This window comes from Phyllobacterium zundukense, from assembly GCF_002764115.1.
GTDB classification, from domain to species: Bacteria; Pseudomonadota; Alphaproteobacteria; order Rhizobiales; family Rhizobiaceae; genus Phyllobacterium; species Phyllobacterium zundukense.
On sequence record NZ_CP017940.1, the window covers coordinates 777,645 to 798,297 of the forward strand.

Below are 20,653 nucleotides of genomic sequence, written 5' to 3' on the forward strand. Positions count from 1 at the left end.
ATCATGGCGCTGCTTGAAATCACGAACCTCTCGGTTGGTTTTGATACCAGTACGGGCCAGTTCATGGCCGTGCAGGGGATCGACCTTTCGGTCGATGCCCGCGAAGTACTGGCGATTGTCGGTGAATCCGGCTCCGGCAAATCCGTGGCCATGCTTGCGGTGATGGGCCTGTTGCCCAAGACGGCAACGGTGACCGCGGACAGAATGATCTTTAACGGCCACGACATGCTGACCATGACAACGAAACAGCGGCGGGAAATCGTCGGCCGCGATGTTGCCATGATCTTCCAGGAACCGATGGCTAGCCTCAATCCTTGCTTCACCGTCGGATTTCAGCTGGAAGAGGTGTTGCGCTTCCACATGAAGATGGATGCAAAGACACGGCGCAAGCGGGCAATCGAATTGCTGCAGCAGGTGGGCATTCCAACGCCGGAAGAGCGCTTGAACTCGTTTCCGCACCAGATGTCGGGCGGCCAGTGCCAGCGCGTCATGATCGCCATTGCGATTGCCTGCAATCCAAAATTGCTGATCGCCGACGAGCCGACAACGGCGCTGGATGTGACCATCCAGAAGCAGATCCTCGATCTCCTGGTCAGCCTGCAAGCCAAGTACGGCATGGGCCTGATCATGATAACCCATGACATGGGCGTGGTGGCGGAAACCGCCGATCGCGTCATCGTCCAGTACAAGGGCCGCAAGATGGAGGAGGCCGATGTGCTCTCCCTCTTCGAATCGCCCAAGAGCCCCTATACACGTGCGCTTCTCTCCGCTCTGCCGGAAAATGCGACAGGCGATCGCCTGTCGACGGTTGCGGACTTCATGAAGAACGAAGCGGCAGTTTCAGGAGCACCATCATGACAGAGATCGTGCTTGAAGGGCGCAATATCGTTCGGGACTACCATGTCGGCGGCGGCCTGTTCGGCAAAGCGAAGACTGTTCGCGCCGTCAAGGGCGTCAGCTTCACGCTCGAAAAGGGCAAGACGCTCGCCATTGTCGGCGAGAGCGGTTGCGGCAAGTCAACGCTCGGGCGAATCCTGACGCTGATCGATCCGCAGACGTCCGGCGAATTGCTGATCGACGGCAAGCCCATCAACATCGCCAAGGACCGCGTGACACATGAGATGCGCCGCAAGGTGCAGATCATTTTCCAGAATCCCTACGGTTCACTCAACCCGCGACAGAAGATCGGCGAGGTGCTGGGCGAACCGCTGTTGCTCAATACCAAGAAGACTGCTGCTGAGCGCCGCGATCTTGCCATGCAGATGCTGGTGAAGGTCGGTCTCGGCCCCGAGCATTATAACCGCTATCCGCACATGTTCTCCGGCGGGCAGCGCCAGCGTATCGCAATAGCGCGCGCACTGATGCTGAGCCCGAGTCTGCTCGTGCTGGACGAGCCCGTTTCGGCGCTTGACCTGTCAGTTCAGGCGCAGGTGCTCAACTTGCTGGCCGACCTTCAGGACGAGTTCAACCTGACATATGTGTTCATCAGCCATGATCTGTCGGTGGTGCGCTATATCGCCGATGAGGTGATGGTGATGTATTACGGCGAAGTCGTCGAATACGGTACACGCGACGAGGTGTTTTCCAATCCGCAGCACAGCTATACAAAGACGCTGTTTGCTGCGACACCGAAATCCGACGTTGCGAGCATCAGGGCGCGGCTTGCCAAGAAGAAAGTAGCTGCCTGAGGAGATACTCGTGAGTAAAAAGCAGCCGATTTCGACAGCGCCCAAGGATGGCAGCAAGGTTCAGGTTTTCTGGACCGACGAGGACGGCCAGGAGAACGAATCCATCGGGCAATATCGTTCTCTGGACCGCCTGAAAGCCACTGGTGGCCAGTGGGACGAAACCGACGCCGGCTGGTGGATATTCACGGATTCGAACACGCAAAAGAAAGTATCGCCCCATTCCTGGCAACCAGCCGCGAAACAGGGCGATGACGAGAGCGAAGACGAATAGGCGTAATTTCGCGCTAATGTCTCTGATGCTTTAGCAAGCCACGCACAATGTCGTCGGCTGAAATCATACCGAGGATGGCGCCTTTGTCGACAACGCCAACATCACCATTGTTCTTCGCCACCGCCTGCATGATCTCGCGAACCGGCGTTTCCGGTCGTGCGGTCGCCGCAAACGGCCGGTCGGCAGGGCGCGAACGGTCAAGCGGGACCATGATATCTGCTGCGGTCAGAACCCCGAGCGGGTTCATGTTGGCGACGAAATCCGCGACATAGTCATTGGCGGGATTGAGCAGGATATCCTGCGCGGTGCCGCATTGGATGATGCGGCCGCCCTCCATGATCGCAATGCGATTGCCGATCTTCATCGCCTCATCGAGATCGTGGCTGACGAAGACAATGGTCTTCTTCAGCCGTTCCTGCAGGCTGAGAAGTTCATCCTGCAGGCGGGTGCGGATCAGCGGATCGAGCGCCGAGAACGGCTCGTCCATGAGAAGGATCGGTGCGCCCGTCGCGAAGGCGCGGGCAAGGCCGACACGCTGCTGCATGCCGCCGGAAAGTTCGCCAACCTTGCGCTTGGCCCAATCCTTCAGATTGACCAGTTCCAGCTGCTGTTGCACCGCCTTGGCGCGTTCCTCCTTTGGAACGCCCGAGAGCTCAAGGCCGAAACCGACATTCTCTTCCACCGTGCGCCAGGGTAACAGGCCAAATTGCTGGAACACCATCGACACGAGATGTTTGCGCAAGTCTCGCAACGTGGCCTTGTCGGCCTTGCCGACGTCGATCGAACGCCCGCCATTGTGAACCACGACAGAGCCGCGTGAGATCGGATTGAGGCGATTTATGGCGCGAAGAAGCGTGGATTTTCCCGAGCCTGAAAGGCCCATCAGGACCACTATTTCGCCTTCGGCTATGGTGATCGAGCAATTATGCACGCCCAGTACATGGCCAGTTTCGGCCTGAATGTCGGAGCGGCTTTTGCCCTGATCGGCAAGCGAGAGAGAATCGTCGGTTTTTTTGCCGAAAATGATGCAGACATTTTCCAGTGTGATCGCGGTCATTCACCTGGCTCCTTGCCGGGACGGAAGATACGGTCAAGCACGATGGCAACGACCACGATGACAAGCCCTGCCTCGAAACCCAAGGCGGTATTGACAGAGTTGAGCGCGCGGACGACGGGAACGCCTAGCCCGTCCGCCCCCACAAGCGCCGCAATGACCACCATGGAGAGCGACAGCATGATGGTCTGGGTAAGGCCTGCCAGAATTTGCGGCATGGCGTAGGGAAGCTCGATTTTCCACAGGAGCTGGCGCGACGATGCACCAAAGGCTTCACCGGCCTCGACCAGATGCAGCGGCGTTGACGAGACGCCAAGATGGGTGAGGCGAATGGGGGCAGGGAGCACGAAAATGGCTGTCGCCAGCAGGCCTGGAACCATGCCGATGCCGAAGAACACGATAGCAGGGATCAGGTAGACGAAGGTCGGCAAGGTCTGCATCAGATCGAGAACAGGACGGATGGCCGCGTAGAACTTTGGCCGGTGTGCCGCAATGATGCCGATCGGAACGCCGATCCCCATGCACAGAATGCAGGAGGAGAGTACCAGCGTCAGCGTTTCCATCGTCTCCTGCCAGTATCCCTGGTTGAGGATGAACAGGAAGCCAAGGATTGTCAGGATGGTTACACCGACAGAGCGCCGCAGTGCGTAGGCGATGGCGGCAAAGATTGCGATCATGACCAGTGGATGCGGATATTTCAGGATGAACATCAGTCCATCGATGAAACCCTGCATGATGGTCGCCAATCCATCGAAGAACCATGCGAAATTGTTCGTAAGCCAATCGACGATGGCCTTCGCCGTGCTGCCAACCGGAATCTTGTCTTGCGTTAACCAATCCAAGCGGAACTACCCCTCTGTAGTATAACGAATAAGCGGAAAAAGCCGTCCGGCCGGTATACCGGGCGGCCCATGTTCTTTTTATCCCAGAGACCTTTTGATCTCTTTAGCGATCCCCTAGGGGACCGGGCATTAAAGTCCGAGCGACGACTTGACCGCCGGGAGGCCTTCCTTGCCGTCGAACGTCGTTACACCGGCAAGCCAGGTGTCAAGAATTGCTGGATTGGCTTTCAGCCATTCCGAAGCTGCCTTGGCGCCGTCTTGTCCCTCGTCAAGGATCTTGCCCATGATCTCATTTTCCATCTGCAGATTGAATTTGAGATTGGTCAGGAGCTTGCCGACATTCGGGCATTCCGTGGTGTAGCCAGCGCGAACGTTGGTGTGGATGATGGCACCGCCAAAGTCCTTGCCGAATACGTCATCACCGCCGGACAAATAGGCCAGCTTGAAGTTTGCATTCATCGGGTGCGGTTCCCAGCCGAGGAATACGATCGGCTTTTCGCTCTTAGTCTGCTTGGCGACCTGCGCCAGCATGCCCTGTTCGGACGATTCGGCGAGCTCAAAACCCTTGAGGCCGAACTGGTCCTTGGAGATCATGTCGAGGATCAGGCGGTTGCCGTCATTGCCGGGCTCGATACCGTAGATCTTGCCGCCGAGATCATCCTTGAACTTGGCGATATCCTTGAAGTCCTTCAGGCCCTTGTCATAGAGATACTGCGGCACAGCGAGGGTGTATTTCGCACCGGTCAGATTGGGACCAAGATCCTCCACGGTCTTGTTTTCAAGATATGGCGTGACGTCCGCGGTCATGGTCGGCATCCAGTTGCCGAGGAATACATCAATGTCCTTCTTGCCCAGCGAGGCGTAGGTCACCGGCACGGAAAGAACCTTTGTGTCAGTCGTATAACCCAGCGCCTTCAGCACCTCGCTTGTCGCCGCGGTGGTTGCCGTAATATCGGTCCAGCCCACATCGGCGAACCGAACGGCCTTGCAAGACTCAGGCTCGGCGGCGAAAGCAGTGCCAGCAGACAGCACCAGCGCCAAAGAAATGGTGAGTTTGGAAAGTACATTCATCGATAGTTCTCCCTCTCCGGGTTTCTCCCGGTTGTTGCTAGGTAGCAAGAACCAAGCACCAAACGGCCAAGCGTTCAAGCATAGGCGCGCATAAATCCAGTCAAATCGCGACAGTTGTTGATATTCCGACAAAAGTTGCTGGCAAGGAGTATGAGAGGGTTCATGCCGTTGGCCAATTCAGGTTAAAGCGAGACATGGCAAAACTCTGTTTCAGCTACTCGGCAATGAATGCCGGAAAATCCACGCTGCTCCTGCAGGCTTCCTACAATTATCAGGAGCGCGGCATGCGGACGATGCTGTTTACAGCCGCGCATTATGCCGAAAACGGGATCGGAAGAATCACCTCGCGACTTGGTGTCAGCGCCGAGGCCGAACTTTATCGCGAAAGCGACATGCTGTTCGAGCGAATCGCTGCTGCTCACACGCAAAGCCCGCTCAGTTGCGTGTTTGTCGACGAAGCGCAGTTCCTGACCAAAGACCAGGTCTGGCAGCTCGCGCGCGTCGCGGACCGTCTCAATGTTCCGGTCATCTGTTTCGGGCTGCGTACCGATTTTCAGGGCAAGCTTTTCCCCGGTTCTTCGGAGCTCCTGGCCATTGCCGATACATTGCGTGAAATCCGCACCATCTGCCATTGCGGTGCCAAGGCAACCATGGTTGTCCGGCATGATCCGCAGGGCAAGGCATTGATCGAAGGTGACCAGGTGGCGATCGAAAAGTCGGTCTATGTTTCCCTCTGCCGCAAGCACTGGGAAGAGGAGACGGGGCGCGTCAAGCCAACCGACTCTTAAACAACTGGAAACGAATTCTCCGCTTGCAAGTTCGTCTCCGGACCTGTCATTTTCCCGTAGGCTTTTTTTTCGCAATGTGGCGTGTCTATATTCGCACGGTGCGGCAGGAATATTTTCGGGCAATTAGGGGAAGAGATAAATGGCGAGTTTGCATAATTTTGATTCCGAGATCGAGAAGACCAGGACCATGGTCAACGAGATGCGGACGAAAATAGATCAATCCAGTGTTGTTCTCGATAAATTCGCCAAGGCCGACGAGAAGATCGGCGCTTCGGATTTCGACATCGAAAATGCTCGCATCGACGATGTGCTGCGTCAGCAAAAGGTGATGGAGGGCAATATTGCCGAACTGATCATCGGGCTCGAGGACGCTACGAATGTTTTCGGCTCGGAATTCGAAAGCATGAAGGGATTCTCAGGCTGGGAAAAATTCGTTGGGGTCTTTTCAAAGCAAAAGGCGCAGCGCCTGCGCTCTGACCGTGTGCGCAACATGTCGCTTGCCGGCAATCTCCAGGAACTGCTTTCCAAATCCGATCGTATCGTCGGCATTCTGAAGGAACAGAAAGCTGTTCTCGACGAGCGCTACAAGACATCCGAGACCAGCCTTGCGACTGTCATTGAGCGCCGCAAGACGACCATCGCCAACCTTGACGCCACGCAGAAGCGCATTGAAGAACTCAATCCTCTCCTGCTCGATATCGAGAACCGCATCGCTGCTTCCACCGATCAGGGCACGCGCACGGAGCTCGAAGGACAGCGGTCGAAGCTCGCGACTGAATATAATGAGCGCCAGGCCAAGGAACAGGAGCTTCTGGCGGAAAGTCAGACGCTGGAACGCTACACCTCCATGTTCCAGACATTCGTCGATTCACTCAACAACCAGATCGCTGCGCAAAGCACTCTTATCAACAAGCTCGCCATCGATACCGAGCAGCGCATTGTGCTATACAAGGCGCTGGAAGATTCGTTGAAAACGGCAGCGCAGCAGGATGTCGCGCACAAGATCAACACGCTTGGCAGCAAGGTCGATACGGCAGCGGAAGAGACCATGGCCGGCGTTGGAGCAGCGGCACAGAAGCACATCGGCGATCTTCTCGAAATGCATGAGAAGAACATGGTCAGCTCGCAGGACATCCAGCGCCGCAAGAAGCTGGCGGACGATGCCTTCTCACGCCGGTTCTCCGAAGTCCTGAAGAAGCACAATTCCGCCGATTACGTTCAGAGTTAGTCGATGAATGAGAATGCAGACCTCGCGGCAGCGGAGCGCTATTTTGGCGCTATCCGCGCCGCGCTGGATGGGCTGGAAATCTTTCTGAACAATCAGGACTCGCCGCTCTACAAGCATGACCTGGTTGCCCAGACCCTCTCGGAATATCTGCAGCGGCTGGACGCTTCATTCGAATGCTGGCGCAACCGGCTTGGCTTCACCGAACGCTTCCGCATATCGAAAGCAGAGAGCGGATTTCCAGTCTTCCAGAACGTCCTTGAGCTTGAGAACGACAAGAAGGATGCAAAGGATCGCCTTGCGGCGATCCCGCCGGCGGAGGCGCTGCGCAGTGAAATGGCGGATTTCATTCTGCGCAACCGCGATTTTCCGCGCGACCTGCAAAAGTCGATGGCGGAGCGGACTTACCTGGAGACCGTCAATCAGGGCGAGGTTTTCTCACCCTTCCTTCTGCCTGTGACCATTCGCGTCTCGGTCAATCCAAAGACCATGCGGCCTCTCTACGTGGTGCATTGGGGCGCGTTCGACGGAGCATCGAATCTGCCATTGATCTATATGGCTGTTATTGAGGATTCATCCGAAGATCTGGTGGAAGCACTGGTCGGCAAGGATGGCAAACTCAATCCCAAGGTGAAAATCCCGCTTCCCGTCGGCGGTTTGCTCAATCCGGAGCTTGCCCGCCGCTTCGATGATTTCGCCGCGAAGAACTCTGCCTATTCTCTGTCGCCGGTGACCATCGCGACGAGTCTCGATCAGGATTTTCCGGAACTTCATCCGAAGCAGCTACGGCGCGTCGTGTTGGGACCATTCTATACGGCAGGAATTACTGAACATAATCAGAAGGTTGCCGATGTGCTGGAACGGGTGCGCAAGCCGGAGGATGCCTGGCTTCTGACCTGGACCTTGCAGGAGGTTTTCTCGAAGGCGGAGAAGCCGGGCAAGCGCGGTCTCTGGTCGTCGGAACCGTCACGCGAAGAATTTCATATCAATACCGACGATCTCGAAGCGGCACGGCAAGGCGTCAGTCACTATGAGCAGCACGCGCTCGTGCCGCATGAGGCTTACCAGGCGCTCTATGCCTCCGGTGAGGCAGCGGGTATTTTCAAGGGCTTTGCGACGCATATCCTGTCCAATGGCCAGGTGATCAGCGGCATTTGAGGGAGAGATGACCATGGATGTCGGCCTTACAACAATTGAAGAAAAAGACATCGCCAAGCACCTTGCCGTGGCACAAGCAATGGTCACGCGCTTCGTTTCCCTGGATAGCGGCGATGCCAAGCCCGGGACAGAAATTGCAGGGACAGGCAGGCGTTTTGTTCCAACTGTCTCCACCGGCGGGTTGCGCAAGACACGCGAGGTCGAGCTTGCGAAGACAATCCAATCCGTGCGGCTCGACGATCAGATGCTGTCCATTGCGCAGCACACATTGCTGTATCGGGCGCGGCGCGGGGTGGCGATTGCACTGGCGGTCGCCGATGTCTTCGGGCGGCAGAGCGATCTCGAAAGCCTGATGGCCCGCAATGCTTCCGCCCCGCTGCAAGGCGAGGACGCCAGCCATTTCAAGCGGCTTCTTTCCGCGGCTTCATATGTCGCCGCCTTCGCTCTTTCGGCCCATCTCGCGCAACTGATCGAGTCGGATTCCGAGCCAGCCAATGACATTCTGGCACCGGAGTTCGCCTTCGACACGGCGCAGGATGCGCTGAAATCGGTGATTGGCGGTCTGGACCGTGCGATTTCCGGTGCGAGTGACGAACAGGTTATGCTGTCACGCGCCAAAGCCTTTTCTGCGTTGGCTATCGATGGGCTGCTCCAGCGCAAGGGCCGTTTCGACGGGCTTGGCAGTTTCGAGGATATGCATCTGCGCCTCGACAGCGATGATTTCACGCTTGACGGATTCGACGTGGCGCCATCGAAGAAGCGCACGCCACTGGTGATGACCTTCAAGAAGCCCAATGAGGTTGTCGGCAATCACATCGCCAAGTTTCAGGCGCTGAAGCTTTCCAAGATGCTGATGGCTTATGATTTCGACCGGCAGCTCAATCCGTTTGTCGAACTCGGCGGCTTCCTCTTCACCTTTATCGGCGATGGTGCGCCCGGCACCGGCAAAACCACGCTGATCCAGATGATTGCCGGTCTCGTCAACGATTATTGCCAGGTGGCGGGCTATACTTTCCACTACGAGAATTTCGGCGTCGACCAGATTTCGTCCTACCAGGGCAAATCCGGACAGAACTGCAAACAGTTCGTGACCAATGTACTGAACCCGCGTGTGATCGGCTTTGGCACGATCGACGATATAGACCAGGTGGCGGCCAAGCGCTCAGATGACCGTGCTTCGTCAGGCCAGCATGAAATCACTGGCGTACTGATGGAAGCCTTTTCCGGCGCATCGACTGTCGTGCGCGGCAATTGCTCGTTCGGGATGTTTTCCAACTATCCGGAAAATGTCGATGACGCATTGCGCCAGCGCGCTGGCGCGCGCTGGCTGGTGAATGGCCCGCAGACGCGCGACGACTATATCGACATCTTCGCGCTGCTGGCGGGAAAGAACCACGAGATCCCGCTCGGCGATCACAAGCTCTTCGAAGCCCAGCAGATTGAGCGGGCAGTGGAGACCGCCTATGACGAATTGTCGAAGCCGCAGGAAGATGGGCTAAGAGCGGTCTATGACCGTTTCATTAAGGAAAATGGCGAGCCGGAAACATTGTCCGATGTCGGTACCTATCTCCACATGATCAAGGAACGCGAGCCGCGCTTCACTGGCCGGGCCATCAAGAATGTCACCGACGCGATCAAGATGCGGGCGATGGATGTCGAATTGCCGGACGAATGGTTCGAAAAGCCCGAAAGCTTCATGCACAGGAGCTATGATGACAAGAAGGCGATGATCGAGGAATTGCGCAAGCCGTTCACAATGGAAATGGTGCTGCAGGAGACCAATCGCTATGCGGATTCGGAATTCCGCTACGCCGACAAATCCGATGATGCCGCCGTGGACAAGATGGTCCGCGATGCGAGACTGCGCGAACGGGCGGTACGGGAAGTAGAGGCGCTGAAAGCCAAGGGACAGTGGGACGCCTGATGGACCTTCTCTACGAAAACGAGCTCATCTACGGGCGCTTGCTGACGGTCGACCAGCCGCATCTGATCGAGCGCTACAACCGCGCGCTGAAATCCTTCGGGTTTCCTGCGACCAAGCTCAAGAAATTCGACATTGACCGGACCGGCTTTTCGCCGGAAATCGCCAAGGAGCTGAAAGACCCGTCCTATCTCGATCCAAATGGCGTCAACCGGCGGTTCATCATCCTGACCCCGGCGCAGGCGGACCTGCCGGTCGTTCACACGCAGTTCTCCAACACATCGCAGTTGATGTATGAGTTTTTTACCAGCAACTCCCGTGCGATCAATGCGCTGACGATCAAGGATGTACTTTACGGCGAGATCGAGGATTCCGTCTCGGTCGTCAACGATATCGAGGATTTGCTGTCGATCAACCAGGTGGAATTCCGGGTCCTGTCGGCTGAGAACGTCATGGGGCAGGCCGCTGAACTGCGACTGCTGGTCGACCGGCTACAGGATGAGCCGGATGCGTGGCGCAACAATGAACTCTTGAACCGCATGGTCGAACTCGCCAAGGTCACCGGCGATATCCGCGAGAATTCGCTGGTGCCGGACAAGGTGCTGTTCCGGCACCGCGCGTTTTGGACCAGCCATTTTGGCGGCACGTACATCTTCGTTGATGATAACACGACCACGGTCATTGGTGACCCGTCAGCGCCGGGATTCCGCCGCTCGCGCCCCTGGCAGGTCAATTACATTTCTATTCTGGACGCCGAACAGGTCTTCCAGTTTCTGAGCACAACCTCGCGCATCGAATTGCCGCGCGCCTCATGGATCGAGCAATCCGGCTATCTGGAGAATCGCGGCGAGATGATCATCCGGCACCTGATCCAGACGCTGGAGCCGGATCGGGACCTGACCAATATCGACCGCATCTGGCTGCAGACATGGATTCACGCCAATGCCAGCCTGATCAATCATGATGGCACCTGGCCATTCCTCAATGCGGTGAAACGCGAAATCGGCCAGACCGGCCAGCTCAACATGACCGAGATCGATCCGAAGCGCCGGTTCCTGGTTGTCCGCGCGCTACCCCGCCATCCGGATGCCTGGCTGGTCAACCATCTGATCAGCGATTTCGTGCCGTGGGATTTCTTGTCTCGCTACGTCTTCAACAAGGCTGGATTCTATGCGGACTATCAGGGTTGGAGCCCTTCCTATCAGCGGCACGTTGTCGATATTCTCAAAACAACCTATCTGAAAGACAAGGAAGGGCTGCGAAAGCGGCTCTATGGACTTGAACAGTGAAGGATACAGTATGCTCGAGCCCGTGATCAATTTCTTCAGCCGGATTTTCTATTTCATTGGACGCGGTATCGGCTTTCTGGTCGGCATCATTCTCTGGCCGTTCCTTTGGCTCGGAAGCTGGTATGGACAGCGTGGCATCATCCTCAAGGCCGTTCTCGGCCTCGTGGCGATCGTCTGGCTCGGCCTTTATGGCTATTTCTTCTACAACACTCAGGCGTGGACCAACTTCAATCCTGATTATATTTCAGTTTATGATTTCAAAAACCGCAATGTCCCCGCGGGCGAGCCTGTCGCCGCAGCGGCGGCCGGGACGCCGGCGAAAAGCTGTGCCCGGTCGGCCATTGTCGAGGTCACGGCGGATCTGACCGATTTCAATGTTAACCAGAATGGCTGGATTTCCTCCATGCTGCTCTACAAGCTCGGCTTCTTCGGAGTCGATTGGGATAACACGCCCTTCCTCGACAACAAGGCGTCGTTCCAGCGCGGCATCAATTCCGCGGTACGGCGCACGGCGGTTGAGCTCGTCGATACGCTCGGGCGCGTTCGCGGCACGTCGCAAATCGATGGCGACCTGCAGAAGGCACGCGGCAATCTGCAGTTCACCGAGGACGCCTGGTATTTCGGTCTCAACCCGTTCGGCCCGAAGACGCCGACGCCGAGCTATTACCGCTCGGCTGTCAGGGATTTGCGGACGTTCAATTCCAAGCTGGAAACCTGCAACGCCATCTTCGATGCGCGTGCCGACAATCTCATCCAATTCATCGACCGTATTGCCAATGATATCGGCGCGACTTCGGCCATTTTGAAGGATCGCTCCGAGAACAATAATTATGGCTGGTTCGATACCCGCGCCGATGACCGGTTCTGGTTCGCCTATGGTCAGCTCTATGCCTATTACGGTCTCATGAATGCGGCGCAGGTCGATTTCAACCAGGTCTTGCAGGAAAAGCATCTGACGCCGCTTTGGGACGGCATGGACGGCCAGCTTCGCGCCGCACTGAATATCAAGCCGTGGATCATCGCCAATGGCAAGGAAAGCGGTTGGCTGTTGCCGAACCATTTGACCACCATGGGATTCTATATTCTGCGGGTGCGATCGAACCTGATCGACATCAAGCAGGTGCTGCAGCAGTAGTGGACTTGGGTGCGGAGAGTGCTATATTCAAGCTTGGAGCAGGGGCGAGCTTTCGCGCGCCCCTTTTCCTGATTAGTTGAATTGGATCCGGAGAATCACTTGCCAGCGATTCCGGATCCTTTTCACAACCAGGGTAATACTCATTGGTCGTTTCGACACGAGTTTTACCTCCAAATCCAAAAGGGCAAGGCTGTTGCCCCAGTCGGGATAGCCAATCTTCCCGATATACCGCTGGCCCGGTATTGCTGCTTCAGCTTTCAGACAGCTCATTCATGGCGGGAATTGTCAGGCTCGACAACGAATCTGCAGTTGTATCAAATGGTGCAATCAGTTGTGAGTTGGTTCAAATCAAACCGGTAAGGCGGAGGATTCCTTGACCTCTTCCATCACCGCATAGGTGTGGGTTTCACGGACACCCGGCAGGGAGAGCAGAGCGTCCGAGAGGAAACGCCGGTAGTGCTCCATATCGGCGACGCGGGCCTTGATGAGATAATCGAAGCCGCCAGCGACCATATGGCACTCCATCACGTCGGGATTTCGGCGCGTTGCGGCCGCGAAGGTCGCAAAGACATCGGGCGTCGTCCGGTCAAGCTTGATCTCGACGAATACAAGCATTGCGCGATCAAGCTTTTTGGGCGACAATTTTGCCGTGTATCCAAGGATATAGCCGTCACGGGTCAGGCGCTTGACCCGTTCGGTCGTCGCTGTTTGCGACAGGTTGATACGCTCGGACAACTCGGTGTTGGATAGGCGTCCGTCCTTCTGCAGCTCGCGCAAAATCCTGCGATCGAGACTGTCCAGATTCTTCATCACTAAATTGATCCCCATTTTTAGTTTTTTGCGCCAATTCTCCCACATTCATTGGTGAGAAGAACCAAGTGGAATAGATTATATGGGAAAAATCAATAAGGGGAAGCCTGATGACCGTTCAATTGCCGACAACCAATGATTTTTCCGCACCCTATGCTGTGGATGACCAGCAATTGGTCGCATCGCTGCTGAAGACGATCGCCCTTCCGGAGGATGTGAACCGCCGCATCGATGCGCGCGCCGGCAAGTATATTGCGACCATACGCAAGGAAGCGAGCGGCATTGGCGGCGTCGAGGATTTCCTGCGCGAATATGGGCTGTCGACCCGCGAGGGCCTGGCACTGATGGTTCTGGCAGAAGCGCTGCTGCGCGTGCCGGATGCCGCAACGCAGGACAAGCTGATCGAGGACAAGCTGAAGCAAGGCCACTGGTCCGAGCACGAGCCGAGCGGCGATACCTGGTTCGTGTCGGCCTCCGCCTGGGCGCTTGGTCTATCGGCGAAAGTCATCAAGCCGGGTGAAACGCCGGAAGGCGTGATTTCCTCGCTGGTGAAGCGTATCGGCCTTCCGACCGTGCGCACCGCCACCAAGCAGGCGATGCGCTATCTTGGTCATCACTTTGTACTCGGTGAAACGATCAAGGATGCGCTCAAGCGCGCCAGCGCCAATGAGGCCAAGGGATACCGCCATTCTTTCGACATGCTGGGCGAGGGCGCCCGCACCCGCAAGGACGCACGCGGTTACTTCAAGTCCTATGCGGACGCTATCGACGCCATCGGCCGTGCCACCGGCAACAAGAAGCTGCCGGATCGCATGGGCATTTCGGTGAAGCTCTCGGCCCTGCATCCGCGCTATCTCGCCACGCATCACGATCAGGTCATGGCCGAACTGGTGCCCGATCTCCTGGCACTGGCGCAAAAGGCCAAATCCTACGATCTCAACTTCACCGTCGATGCCGAAGAGGCTGACAGGCTGGAACTGTCGCTGGACGTGATCGATCGCGTCTTCGGTGATCCCTCGCTCGACGGCTGGGATGGGTTCGGCCTTGCCATTCAGGCCTACCAGAAGCGCGCTCTCGATGTGATTGATCATATCGACCGGCTGGCCGCGCGCCACAACCGCAAGATGATGGTTCGTCTGGTCAAGGGTGCCTATTGGGATACTGAAGTGAAGCGGGCGCAGGAGCGTGGACTTCCCGATTATCCGGTTTTCACGCGCAAGCCGGCGACGGATGCATCCTATCTTGCCTGCGCCAAGCGCATGCTCGATGCCCGTCCGCGTATTTTCCCGCAGTTTGCAACGCATAATGCGCTGACAGTCGCGATGATCCTGGAAATGGCAGGCGCCGACAAGACCGGCTTCGAGTTCCAGCGGCTACACGGCATGGGGGAAAGCCTGTACAAGCAGATCACCGAGAAGAACGACAAGATCGCTTGCCGGATTTACGCGCCGGTCGGTGGGTATCGTGATCTTCTGGCCTATCTGGTACGGCGCCTTCTCGAAAACGGCGCGAATTCCTCGTTCGTCTCCGTTGTAGGCGACAATGGAATACCGATTGCCGATCTGCTGATCCGTCCGGCCGAGAAGCTGAATGACGGCAAGGGTTATCGGCATCCGCATATTCCGCTGCCCTCCAAGCTCTATGGCAAGCGCACCAATTCCTCCGGTATCGAGCTTGGCGACCGCAAGGAACTGGCGGCACTTCTCGGCGGTATCGCCAAGGCATCGCGCAGCGTCAATGCAGTCCCATTGATCGACGGCGTGAAGGCTCACGGCAAAGCCCAGAATGTCATTTCGCCAGTAAACGGCTCGACCGTTGGTACTGTTGTCTTTGCCACTGCCGATGAAGCTGCGAAGGCTGTCGGCATTGCCCGCAAAGGTTTCGCCTCGTGGTCCCGCGTGCCGGTGGAAACACGGGCGAAGGCGCTGGAGAAGGCGGCTGATCTGCTGGAAGACAATCGCAATCAGCTTCTGGATCTCCTGTCGCGCGAGGCGGGCAAGACGATCGATGACGGTATCGCCGAAATTCGCGAAGCCGTTGATTTCTGCCGCTATTATGCTGCCGAGGCACGTCGGCAGTTTGGAACCGACAAGATCATGCCGGGACCGACGGGTGAAGACAACAAGCTTCGGCATCGCGGCCGGGGTGCCTTCGTGTGCATCAGCCCGTGGAATTTCCCTCTGGCGATTTTCCTGGGGCAGGTTACGGCAGCACTGGCTGCGGGTAACACGGTCGTTGCCAAGCCCGCGGAACAGACGCCGCTCATTGCTTACGAGGCCATTCGCATCCTGCATGAAGCCGGTGTGCCGAAGGACGCCGTGCTCTATGTACCCGGCGATGGCTCTGTTGGCGCAGCATTGACCTCTCATGCGGAGATTGCCGGCGTTGCCTTTACGGGCTCGACCGACACGGCCTGGGCTATCAACCGGGCATTGGCTGCGAAGAAAGGACCGATCGTTCCGCTGATCGCCGAGACCGGCGGTTTGAATGCGATGATCGTCGATGCAACGGCGTTGTCCGAGCAGGTCGCAGATGACGTGGTCATGTCAGCATTCCGTTCGGCAGGACAACGCTGTTCGGCACTGCGCATTCTCTATCTGCAGGAAGATATCGCCGACAACATGCTCGAAATGATCGAGGGAGCAGCAAAGGAACTCACCCTTGGTGATCCGTCACTGCCATCGACCGATGTCGGACCGATCATCGATGAGGCACAGCGCGACATGCTCTCGAACCACATCGCGGCGATGCGCAAGAGCCAGAAGGTGCGCTATGCGGGCGATGCACCCAAGGAAGGCATGTTCTTCGCACCGCATATTGTGGAGCTTAACCGGCCGGATGCACTGGAACGCGAGGTATTCGGTCCCGTGTTGCATGTCGTGCGCTGGAAGGCAAAGGACCTCGACAAGGTGCTCGACCAGATTGCCTCGACGGGATACGGCCTGACCTTCGGCCTGCATACGCGCATCGAGTCAACGGTAACAAAGGTCATCGACCGTCTCGATATCGGCAATGTCTATGTCAACCGCAATACAATCGGCGCAGTCGTCGGTACACAGCCCTTCGGCGGTTCCGGTCTTTCAGGTACCGGGCCAAAGGCTGGCGGTCCGGCTTACCTGGCACGCTTTGCGCTGGAACAGGTGGTTTCCGTCAACACAGCTGCGGCCGGTGGAAACGCGAGCCTTATTGCAATGGGCGAATAAACGTCGCTGGATTGCGCTGCAAATGGGGATAGTCAGTTCGGGCTATCCCCATTTCGCTTGTAGAATGCTATTTGACGTATTTCCGATATGGGGGGACTGTCGATGGCTATCGTCAAATCCGATATTGAGATTGCGCGCTCTGCGGCGAAAAAGCCGGTGCTCGAGATCGGTGCAAAGATCGGCATACCACCTGAGCACCTGGCTCCCTATGGATATGATAAGGCCAAGATTTCGGCGGAATTCATTCGCTCGAAACAGGGCGGCAAGGATGGCAAGCTCATCCTGGTGACGGCCGTCAGTCCGACACCGGCCGGCGAGGGCAAGACCACCACGACTGTCGGACTTGGCGACGGGCTCAACCGCATCGGCAAGAAGGCAATCGTGTGTATTCGAGAAGCGTCGCTCGGTCCCTGTTTCGGCACGAAGGGTGGCGCCGCTGGTGGCGGTTATGCTCAAGTGATCCCGATGGAAGACATCAACCTGCATTTCACCGGCGATTTTCATGCGGTCACCGCTGCGCATAATCTGCTCGCGGCGATGATCGACAACCATGTCTATTGGGGCAATGAGCTTAATCTCGACACGCGCCGGATCACCTGGCGGCGGGTCATGGACATGAACGACCGTGCCTTGCGCGATATCGCCTCGTCGCTTGGCGGTGTCGCCAACGGGTTCCCACGGGAATCGGGCTTCGACATCACGGTTGCCTCCGAAGTGATGGCGATCCTCTGCCTGGCCACGGATCTCAGCGATCTGGAGCAGCGGCTGGGCGAAATCATCATCGGCTATCGCTTCAACAAGACGCCCGTTTATGCCCGCGACCTGAAGGCGGACAAGGCAATGGCAGTGCTGCTCAAGGATGCGATGCAGCCCAATCTGGTACAGACGCTGGAAAACAACCCGGCCTTCGTCCACGGTGGCCCCTTTGCCAATATTGCGCATGGCTGCAACTCCGTGGTGGCCACGACGACCGCGCTGAAACTTGCCGATTATGTGGTGACGGAGGCCGGTTTCGGCGCCGATCTCGGCGCGGAGAAATTCTTCGACATCAAATGCCGCAAGGCGGGGCTGAAACCGGCGGCTGCCGTGATCGTCGCGACGGTGCGCGCCATGAAGATGCATGGCGGCGTGGCAAAGGAAGATCTGGGCCGGGAAAACATCGCCGCCATCAAGGCCGGCTGTGCCAATCTCGGACGCCATATGGAGAATGTCAGGCAGTTTGGCGTGCCAGTCGTCGTCGCGATCAACCACTTCACTGCCGATACGGAAGCGGAGATCGCAACGGTGAAGGCTTTCGTCGCGGCCCACGGCACTGAGGCCATACTTTGCAAACACTGGGCGCAGGGCTCTGCTGGAATTGAAGAGCTGGCGCATAAGGTTGTCGCCTTGGCCGAAAGTGGTTCCGCGCAGTTTTCGCCGCTCTATGAGGATGAACTTTCGCTGTTCGACAAGATTGAGACTATCGTCAAGCGCATCTATCGCGGCGCCGAAGCCGATGCCGATGCGAGCGTGCGTGAACAGTTGCGGCAGTGGGAAGAGGCGGGATATGGCAACCTTCCAGTGTGCATGGCAAAGACCCAGTATTCATTCTCGACGAACCCCAATCTGCGCGGCGCTCCCGTCAACCACGTCGTCCATGTCCGCGAAGTGCGCTTGTCTGCGGGCGCCGGGTTCATCGTTGCGATCTGCGGTGAGATCATGACCATGCCTGGCTTGCCAAAGTCACCTTCGGCCGAGCGAATTCATTTGAATGGCGATGGGGTGATCGAGGGATTGTTTTGAGCGTTGGAGCGAAGCATGATTTTTGCTGTTGCAAGCGGCGTCGCATGCCGCTAACAATCACCGCCATGAACACGCGCATTCTTTCAAATGGCTGGTGGTGGGCTCGCTGATAGCGGCCACGCAGCCTTTTGCATGCACGTAAAGGGAACAGGGCCGCGACGGGTTTTCCGGGCGGCCTTTTTGTTTGACCGCCAGAAGCCCCCAAGGCCAGATGCAAAGAGTGGAGATGACGATGCATAGAATTGAGGGCGACGTGGAGATATTCGACACCGCAGGCGGTGTCACGATTTCCCGGTCACGTATTGCTACAGCTTATGCCAGTGCGATCGACAGTTACGTGGATGCGCTCGACGAGCGGCGCGGCGCGGTTTTCTCGTCCAATTACGAGTATCCGGGCCGCTATACGCGATGGGATACGGCAATCGTCGACCCGCCAGTCGTTATCACCTCCAATGGCCGCCACATGACCATCGAAGCGCTGAACCAGCGCGGCGAAATCCTGCTTACGCCGATCAGGCAAGCCATGATAGCGCTTGAGGAAGTCTTCATCGCCACGGCGAGCGCAACCAAGCTCGAACTCGAGATTGCGCTGCCGAGCCGCCCTTTTACGGAAGAAGAGCGCTCGCGCGTTCCATCTGTCTTTACGGTCCTGCGCGCTATCGTTGCTCTGTTCTTCACGGAAGATGATGCCAATCTCGGTCTTTACGGCGCATTCGGCTATGACCTGGCATTCCAGTTCGATCCGATTCAATACAAGCTGAAGCGACCGGACGATCAGCGCGATATCGTCCTCTATCTGCCCGATGAAATCCTTGTCGTCGACCACCACGCTGCCAAGGCATGGCTCGACCGCTACGAATATGCCTTCGAAGGTGCTTCGACCGAAAGCCTGCCGCGCGATACGGCGACGAAGCCGTTCAAATCGACAGATATCATACCGGGCCGCGGCGATCACAATCCTGGTGACTATGCGGAGCTCGTGAAGAAGGCAAAAGACAGCTTCAAGCGCGGCGACCTTTTCGAAGTCGTGCCGGGGCAGACCTTTTATGAGCGCTGTGAAACCAAACCGTCGGTGATTTCGCGCCGGTTGAAGGCCATCAATCCGTCGCCCTATTCGTTCTACATCAACCTCGGCGACAATGAATATCTGGTCGGCGCCTCGCCGGAAATGTTCGTGCGCGTGGTCGGGCGTCGCATCGAGACCTGTCCGATTTCGGGAACGATCAAGCGTGGCGAGGATGCGATTGCCGATAGCGAGCAGATCATCAAGCTTCTGAACTCGAAAAAGGACGAATCCGAGCTCACCATGTGCTCGGACGTCGACCGCAACGATAAAAGCCGCGTCTGCGAGCCGGGTTCCGTCCGGGTGATCGGTCGCCGCCAGATTGAGATGTATTCGCGCCTGATCCATACCGTCGACCATATTGAAGGACGGTTGCGCGAAGACATGGATGCCTTCGATGGCTTCCTGTCGCATGCTTGGGCTGTGACGGTGACCGGTGCACCGAAGCTTTGGGCCATGCGCTTCATCGAAGAGAATGAGCGGAGCCCGCGCGCCTGGTATGGCGGTGCGATCGGCATGGTCAACTTCAACGGCGACATGAATACGGGTCTGACGCTGCGCACCATCCGCATCAAGGATGGCATCGCGCAGGTCCGTGCCGGTGCGACTCTGCTGTTTGATTCAGTGCCTGAAGAGGAAGAAGCAGAGACCGAACTTAAGGCTTCGGCGATGATCGCTGCCGTCCGGGAGGCACACAAGAGCAATATCCTTCCTGAAGAACGCGCCGTGGCGCGTGTCGGGGAGGGGCTATCGATCCTTCTTGTCGATCATGAAGATTCCTTTGTCCACACGCTGGCAAATTATTTCCGCCAGACCGGCGCGACGGTCACTACCGTCCGTACGCCGGTCGCTGAGGAAGTCTTCGACCGTATCAAGCCGGATCTCGTCGTGCTTTCACCCGGACCCGGCACGCCGGAGGATTTCGACTGCAAGGCAACGATCAAGAAAGCACGCAAGCGCGAGCTGCCGATCTTCGGCGTTTGTCTCGGTTTGCAGGCACTGGCGGAAGCCTATGGCGGAACGTTGCGCCAGTTGCATGTGCCAATGCATGGCAAGCCTTCGCGTATCCGGATCACCAAGCAGGGCAAGATCTTTTCCGGCCTGCCGAAGGAAGTGACAGTCGGCCGTTATCATTCGATCTTTGCCGATCCGGTTAGGTTGCCGGACGAGTTCATCGTGACTGCAGAGACCGAGGATGGTGTCATCATGGCCTTCGAACACAAGAGCGAGCCAATCGCCGCAGTTCAGTTCCATCCGGAATCGATCATGACACTCGGTCACAATGCTGGTATGCGCATGATCGAAAACGTCGTGGCCCATCTGCCACGACGCGCCAAGGAACGAGCAGCCTAG

The 20,653-nt window shown here is 57.3% G+C and carries 16 protein-coding genes; 12 read left to right on the forward strand and 4 right to left on the reverse strand.

Features of this window, described 5'->3' with window-relative positions; genetic code table 11:
- Positions 1-3: 3 nt before the first annotated feature.
- The 3 genes from BLM14_RS03790 to BLM14_RS03800 are packed head-to-tail and all read left to right on the forward strand — an operon-like array spanning position 4 to position 1,959.
- The gene (locus tag BLM14_RS03790) at positions 4-858 is read left to right on the forward strand and encodes an ABC transporter ATP-binding protein (protein ID WP_099998156.1); all 855 of its coding nucleotides are present in this window, start codon (positions 4-6) and stop codon (positions 856-858) included.
- The gene (locus tag BLM14_RS03795; protein WP_099998157.1) at positions 855-1,688 is read left to right on the forward strand and encodes an ABC transporter ATP-binding protein; all 834 of its coding nucleotides are present in this window, start codon (positions 855-857) and stop codon (positions 1,686-1,688) included. Before BLM14_RS03790 ends, BLM14_RS03795 begins: the two co-directional genes overlap by 4 nt.
- A 10-nt stretch (positions 1,689-1,698) precedes the next feature.
- Positions 1,699-1,959: a hypothetical protein gene (locus tag BLM14_RS03800; protein WP_099998158.1), complete on the forward strand. Its 261-nt coding sequence runs from the start codon at positions 1,699-1,701 to the stop codon at positions 1,957-1,959.
- Between the two features lie 13 nt (positions 1,960-1,972).
- Here the strand turns inward: BLM14_RS03800 and choV are convergent, their stop codons facing one another.
- The 3 genes from choV to BLM14_RS03815 all read right to left on the reverse strand — a co-directional run bounded on the left by choV (position 1,973) and on the right by BLM14_RS03815 (position 4,926).
- Positions 1,973-3,016, reverse strand: a complete 1,044-nt coding sequence (gene choV, locus BLM14_RS03805; RefSeq protein WP_099998159.1) for a choline ABC transporter ATP-binding protein — start codon at positions 3,014-3,016, stop codon at positions 1,973-1,975.
- Positions 3,013-3,855, reverse strand: coding sequence for a choline ABC transporter permease subunit (gene choW / locus BLM14_RS03810; RefSeq protein WP_099998160.1), 843 nt, complete (start codon positions 3,853-3,855; stop codon positions 3,013-3,015). The genes choV and choW overlap by 4 nt, the downstream gene beginning before the upstream one ends.
- Positions 3,856-3,984: 129 nt before the next feature.
- The gene (locus tag BLM14_RS03815) at positions 3,985-4,926 is read right to left on the reverse strand and encodes a choline ABC transporter substrate-binding protein (RefSeq protein ID WP_099998161.1); all 942 of its coding nucleotides are present in this window, start codon (positions 4,924-4,926) and stop codon (positions 3,985-3,987) included.
- Between the two features lie 194 nt (positions 4,927-5,120).
- On the opposite strand from BLM14_RS03815, the gene BLM14_RS03820 reads away from it, so the two are divergent.
- From BLM14_RS03820 to BLM14_RS03845, 6 genes are all read left to right on the forward strand, one after another.
- Positions 5,121-5,714: a thymidine kinase gene (locus BLM14_RS03820; RefSeq protein ID WP_099998162.1), complete on the forward strand. Its 594-nt coding sequence runs from the start codon at positions 5,121-5,123 to the stop codon at positions 5,712-5,714.
- A gap of 139 nt (positions 5,715-5,853) precedes the next feature.
- Complete coding sequence (locus tag BLM14_RS03825) at positions 5,854-6,942, forward strand: coiled-coil domain-containing protein (protein ID WP_099998163.1); 1,089 nt, start codon at positions 5,854-5,856, stop codon at positions 6,940-6,942.
- A 3-nt stretch (positions 6,943-6,945) separates the two neighbouring features.
- Positions 6,946-8,097 (forward strand): hypothetical protein, encoded by a 1,152-nt coding sequence (locus BLM14_RS03830; protein ID WP_099998164.1) that lies wholly within the window; start codon positions 6,946-6,948, stop codon positions 8,095-8,097.
- A gap of 13 nt (positions 8,098-8,110) precedes the next feature.
- Positions 8,111-10,021 (forward strand): AAA family ATPase, encoded by a 1,911-nt coding sequence (locus BLM14_RS03835; protein ID WP_099998165.1) that lies wholly within the window; start codon positions 8,111-8,113, stop codon positions 10,019-10,021.
- A complete protein-coding gene (locus tag BLM14_RS03840; RefSeq protein WP_099998166.1) occupies positions 10,021-11,307 on the forward strand; it encodes a DUF6638 family protein in 1,287 nt (428 codons plus the stop codon). Before BLM14_RS03835 ends, BLM14_RS03840 begins: the two co-directional genes overlap by 1 nt.
- Before the next feature lie 10 nt (positions 11,308-11,317).
- Positions 11,318-12,442, forward strand: coding sequence for a DUF2333 family protein (locus BLM14_RS03845; protein ID WP_099998167.1), 1,125 nt, complete (start codon positions 11,318-11,320; stop codon positions 12,440-12,442).
- A gap of 348 nt (positions 12,443-12,790) precedes the next feature.
- On the opposite strand, the gene BLM14_RS03855 is transcribed toward BLM14_RS03845, so the two are convergent.
- Positions 12,791-13,252 (reverse strand): Lrp/AsnC ligand binding domain-containing protein, encoded by a 462-nt coding sequence (locus tag BLM14_RS03855; protein WP_100001023.1) that lies wholly within the window; start codon positions 13,250-13,252, stop codon positions 12,791-12,793.
- A gap of 110 nt (positions 13,253-13,362) precedes the next feature.
- Here BLM14_RS03855 and putA point away from each other — a divergent pair, with 110 nt between their 5' ends.
- The 3 genes from putA (at position 13,363) to BLM14_RS03875 (ending at position 20,653) form a co-directional block, all read left to right on the forward strand.
- Positions 13,363-16,455, forward strand: coding sequence for a bifunctional proline dehydrogenase/L-glutamate gamma-semialdehyde dehydrogenase PutA (gene putA / locus BLM14_RS03860; RefSeq protein ID WP_099998169.1), 3,093 nt, complete (start codon positions 13,363-13,365; stop codon positions 16,453-16,455).
- 102 nt (positions 16,456-16,557) lie between these two features.
- Positions 16,558-18,237: a formate--tetrahydrofolate ligase gene (locus BLM14_RS03865; protein WP_099998170.1), complete on the forward strand. Its 1,680-nt coding sequence runs from the start codon at positions 16,558-16,560 to the stop codon at positions 18,235-18,237.
- Between the two features lie 232 nt (positions 18,238-18,469).
- Positions 18,470-20,653, forward strand: coding sequence for an anthranilate synthase (locus tag BLM14_RS03875; RefSeq protein WP_418314202.1), 2,184 nt, complete (start codon positions 18,470-18,472; stop codon positions 20,651-20,653).

Coding starts and splice junctions, on each gene's coding strand:
- BLM14_RS03855 (WP_100001023.1), bottom strand. CDS start 13,252: ATGAAGAATCTGGACAGTCTCGATCGCAGGATTTTGCGCGAGCTGCAG.
- BLM14_RS03835 (WP_099998165.1), top strand. CDS start 8,111: ATGGATGTCGGCCTTACAACAATTGAAGAAAAAGACATCGCCAAGCAC.
- BLM14_RS03795 (WP_099998157.1), top strand. CDS start 855: ATGACAGAGATCGTGCTTGAAGGGCGCAATATCGTTCGGGACTACCAT.
- BLM14_RS03825 (WP_099998163.1), top strand. CDS start 5,854: ATGGCGAGTTTGCATAATTTTGATTCCGAGATCGAGAAGACCAGGACC.
- BLM14_RS03830 (WP_099998164.1), top strand. CDS start 6,946: ATGAATGAGAATGCAGACCTCGCGGCAGCGGAGCGCTATTTTGGCGCT.
- BLM14_RS03875 (WP_418314202.1), top strand. CDS start 18,470: ATGCATAGAATTGAGGGCGACGTGGAGATATTCGACACCGCAGGCGGT.
- BLM14_RS03865 (WP_099998170.1), top strand. CDS start 16,558: ATGGCTATCGTCAAATCCGATATTGAGATTGCGCGCTCTGCGGCGAAA.
- putA (WP_099998169.1), top strand. CDS start 13,363: ATGACCGTTCAATTGCCGACAACCAATGATTTTTCCGCACCCTATGCT.
- BLM14_RS03820 (WP_099998162.1), top strand. CDS start 5,121: ATGGCAAAACTCTGTTTCAGCTACTCGGCAATGAATGCCGGAAAATCC.
- choV (WP_099998159.1), bottom strand. CDS start 3,016: ATGACCGCGATCACACTGGAAAATGTCTGCATCATTTTCGGCAAAAAA.
- BLM14_RS03840 (WP_099998166.1), top strand. CDS start 10,021: ATGGACCTTCTCTACGAAAACGAGCTCATCTACGGGCGCTTGCTGACG.
- BLM14_RS03845 (WP_099998167.1), top strand. CDS start 11,318: ATGCTCGAGCCCGTGATCAATTTCTTCAGCCGGATTTTCTATTTCATT.
- BLM14_RS03815 (WP_099998161.1), bottom strand. CDS start 4,926: ATGAATGTACTTTCCAAACTCACCATTTCTTTGGCGCTGGTGCTGTCT.
- BLM14_RS03790 (WP_099998156.1), top strand. CDS start 4: ATGGCGCTGCTTGAAATCACGAACCTCTCGGTTGGTTTTGATACCAGT.